This window comes from Seonamhaeicola marinus (assembly GCF_008085455.1).
This window is the reverse complement of sequence record NZ_VSDQ01000741.1, coordinates 1-251: the sequence shown is the minus strand read 5'-3', so window position 1 is coordinate 251 and position 251 is coordinate 1. Positions and strand designations below refer to the sequence as shown.

Below are 251 nucleotides of genomic sequence, written 5' to 3'. Positions count from 1 at the left end.
AACTTTTGGTGTTAACGGAACAAATTCAGCTACGGTTGAGTTTTCAACCTTACCTCCAATGGATTTCTCTCGCAGAATGCAATACTTAATTCAGTATCCGCATGGGTGTGTAGAGCAAACAACTTCAAGCGTATTTCCGCAGTTGTTTTTAAGTGATGTTTTTGATTTAACTGTAGATAAAAAACAACGCATTCAAGAAAACATTAAAAATGGTATTAAACGCCTTGGGCATTTCCAAAAACCAAATGGCG

General features: G+C 36.7%; 1 protein-coding gene. It reads left to right on the top strand.

Annotated elements, in window-relative coordinates; genetic code table 11:
* Positions 1-251: hypothetical protein (locus FUA24_RS23285; RefSeq protein ID WP_148545727.1), on the top strand; the 251-nt coding region annotated here is incomplete at both ends.